Below are 853 nucleotides of genomic sequence, written 5' to 3'. Positions count from 1 at the left end.
ATATGGGTTAATTTCGTTTTCTACGAAGTTCTTAACGGTGCGTCGTATCTCGTTGTGCTCTTGTGTAAAAATCATGTGAATTGCCTCTTACAAAACTGTTTTTATTCTGTCGGTTACCAAGCTTAAAGTCGTGCCACGCCAAAGGTGTTCGGGCGTAGAGTTCGACGTTTTTCTTCGTCACAAATATCTAACAAAAATGCTAATACTTTTCGGGTGTCACGGGGGTCGATAAGTCCATCATCCCAAAGCCTTGCCGTGCCATATAGTGAGGTTGAACCTTTATCCAATTTGTCGGCAGTAGCTTTTTCTAGAACGTCTAACATTGCGGGATCTGCTTCTTTACCCATTTTAGCGTGCTTGTCTTCGGTAACAATACGCAAGACCTTGCCAGCTTGCGCTCCACCCATTACAGCCGTTTTACTGTTTGGCCAAGCGAAGATAAAACGAGGGTCTAATCCGCGCCCACACATTGCATAGTTACCTGCGCCGTAAGAGCCGCCAACCACGATGGTAAGTTTCGGTACGCTTGCGTTAGCCACGGCTTGCAGCATCTTAGAGCCGTGTTTGATAACGCCATTTTGTTCTGCATCGGTTCCAACCATAAATCCGGTTGTATTATGGAAGAACAATAGGCTTGTGCCGGACTGCTCGCATAGTTGGATAAACTGCGCAGCTTTTGCCGCACCTTTTGGTGTGATTGGCCCATTGTTACCGATCAGCCCGCATGCATGGCCTTCAATTTTTAAGAAGCCACAAACGGTTTGATTATCGAACTCGGGTTTGAAATCGACGAATTCAGATGAATCCGCAATACGCGCAACTATCTCACGAACGTCATAAGGTTGTTTGCTAT

The 853-nt window shown here is 45.8% G+C and carries 1 protein-coding gene; it reads right to left on the bottom strand.

Annotated elements, in window-relative coordinates; translation table 11 throughout:
* Positions 1 to 122: 122 nt before the first annotated feature.
* Positions 123 to 853, bottom strand: a 731-nt coding sequence (locus A3762_RS19510; protein ID WP_304439302.1) for a carboxyl transferase domain-containing protein, incomplete at its 5' end; no start/stop codon positions are given.

This window comes from Oleiphilus sp. HI0125, assembly GCF_001635355.1.
Note: the sequence above shows the minus strand (reverse complement) of the source record. Positions and strands in the feature narration are given on the sequence as shown.